Genomic DNA, 2,461 nt, shown 5'->3' with positions numbered 1-2,461 from the left:
AAACTCAAAGATATGCCGGCGATGACGCTAGATGGGCATCAGGTTGAATTGGCAGCTAACATTGGTACAGTACAAGATATCGACAGTGCTAAGCGTAATGGCGCAGAAAGTATTGGTTTGTATCGTACTGAATTTTTGTTTATGGATAGTGATAGGCTACCTACAGAAGAAAAACAGTTTCTAGACTATAAAGCTGTCGCTGAGAAGATGAATAACCAGGCAGTGATTATTCGGACGATGGATATTGGCGGTGATAAAGACCTACCTTATATGGGATTACCGAAAGAGGATAATCCGTTTTTAGGTTGGCGAGCCATTCGTATTTGTTTAGATCGTAAAGAAATTTTACATGTTCAACTGCGGGCTATCTTACGTGCTTCCGCATTTGGAAAATTGCGCATTATGTTTCCAATGATTATATCAATCAATGAAGTGCGCGAATTGAAAAAGGAACTTGACATACTGAAACAACAATTACGAGATGAAAAAAAGGTCTTCGATGAAGACATTGAAATCGGTATCATGGTAGAAACGCCAGCAGCAGCAATCATGGCCGATCATCTGGCAAAAGAAGTGGATTTTTTTAGTATTGGAACCAATGATTTAACTCAATATGCTTTGGCAGTAGATCGTGGTAACGAGCTTATTTCTTCTCTCTATGATTCCATGTCGCCGGCAGTATTACGCCTTATAAAACAAGTGATTGAAGCATCTCATGCGCAGAAAAAATGGACGGGGATATGCGGTGAACTTGCAGGAGATGAACGTGCTACACTGCTGCTATTGGGAATGGGATTGGATGAGTTCAGCATGAGTGCTATTTCGATTCCCCGTATCAAAAAAATTATTCGTAACGTTAGGTTTTCAGATGCCAAGGCGCTAGCAGAAAACGCCTTGGCTCAAGCAACGGCGCAAGAGGTAAGAAAATTAGTGGAACAATTCATCGAAGACAAAAACCTTGGTTGACAACAAAATTATGGAATATAACCCAAAAATTAATACGTAGGAGGACATTCATGGGGTTGCTCGATAGGCTAAAGTCTCTGGTATCAGACGATAAAAAAGACGATGCTACTGTTGAAATTGTCGCACCGTTATCTGGTGAAATTGTGAACATTGAAGATGTACCAGATGTTGTTTTTGCAGAAAAAATTGTAGGTGATGGGATTGCGATTAGGCCAACAGGCAATAACAATAAGATGGTGGCGCCGGTTGATGGTACCATTGGCAAAATTTTTGAAACTAACCATGCTTTTTCCATTGAATCTGATTGTGGTATTGAAATGTTCGTCCATTTTGGTATTGATACCGTTGAATTGAAAGGCGAAGGCTTTAAACGTATTGCTGAAGAAGGACAACGGGTTAAAAAGGGCGCGGTGATTATCGAGTTCGATCTTGCTTTGTTACAAGAGAAAGCGAAATCTGTCCTGACACCTGTTGTTATCTCCAATATGGAAGCAATGAAAGAAATGACTAAACTGACAGGGATTGTTACCGTCGGTGAAACACCGATTATTCACATTAAAAAATAAAATACTGTGCTTAAAAACACAGCCGCTAAGCTGTCTTGACACAGGCAGCGATTGACTGTCACTAAGAGCCTATTCGAAATCTCTTGTGCTCGCTGATATTTAGACTGCTTGCATAACCTACTGCGTGGTGTGAATTTCTGCGTTGCACGGTGCTCGCAATCCTCATGTACTTGCATGTGTACACTGCGGTTGCTGTGCGCCGCGTGCCTTGACTTCACATCCCTGGCTACGGTTTTGCAAGCAGTTTCTTGTCAAAAACGAGCTCAAAATGCTCACTTGCTCTCTTCATTAAATATAAAAAGGCACTGTGCTTTTTCGCTCATTTTTTCTCAATTGAGCATCGCTGAAGAGGATTTCGAATAGGCTCTAAGACGGAATGAAAAAATCGTTCTTGTGTAAAAATAGGCTGCTCTACAATAAAGTGGGAGATGAAATCTTATGGCGCAGTGGGTTAAGGGTAAAGTGATTGATGTAGAGCATTGGACGGACACGTTGTTTAGGATCAAAATTAAGGCGCCTATTGCTGCTTTTAGCCCGGGTCAATACGCTAAACTCGCTCTACTGATCGATGGTAAACGAGTAACGCGCGCTTACTCTTATGTCAATGCGCCAAGTGATAATCATCTTGAATTTTATCTGGTAAAAATCCCAAAAGGTCAGCTTAGTCCTCACTTGCATCAATTATCTGTCAATGAAGAAATTATGATCAGCGAGGAAGCCAGAGGGTTTTTCGTTTTATCTGAAATACCCAGTTGCGATACTTTGTGGATGCTAGCAACAGGTACCGGTATAGGTCCTTATTTATCAATCTTACAAGCAGGAGAAGATTTAGCACGTTTTAAACACATAGTACTGGTACATGCTGCTAGACTGAGTTGTGATCTTAACTATTTACCGCTGATGCAACAGTTGAAAAAGTGTTTCAACGG

The 2,461-nt window shown here is 41.0% G+C and carries 3 protein-coding genes; all 3 read left to right on the top strand.

The features are described 5' to 3' along the window. On the top strand, positions 1–966 hold a 966-nt coding region (gene ptsP, locus REG_RS14840), incomplete at its 5' end, for a phosphoenolpyruvate--protein phosphotransferase (protein WP_039908384.1). Positions 967–1,016: 50 nt separating this feature from the next. Beyond that, positions 1,017–1,532, top strand: coding sequence for a PTS glucose transporter subunit IIA (gene crr / locus REG_RS08805; RefSeq protein ID WP_006707668.1), 516 nt, complete (start codon positions 1,017–1,019; stop codon positions 1,530–1,532). Between the two features lie 438 nt (positions 1,533–1,970). Continuing rightward, positions 1,971–2,461, top strand: a 491-nt coding sequence (locus REG_RS08800) for a ferredoxin--NADP(+) reductase (RefSeq protein ID WP_039908380.1), incomplete at its 3' end; no start/stop codon positions are given.

The organism is Candidatus Regiella insecticola LSR1, from assembly GCF_000143625.1.
GTDB classification, from domain to species: Bacteria; Pseudomonadota; Gammaproteobacteria; order Enterobacterales; family Enterobacteriaceae; genus Regiella; species Regiella insecticola.
Note: the sequence above shows the minus strand (reverse complement) of the source record. Positions and strands in the feature narration are given on the sequence as shown.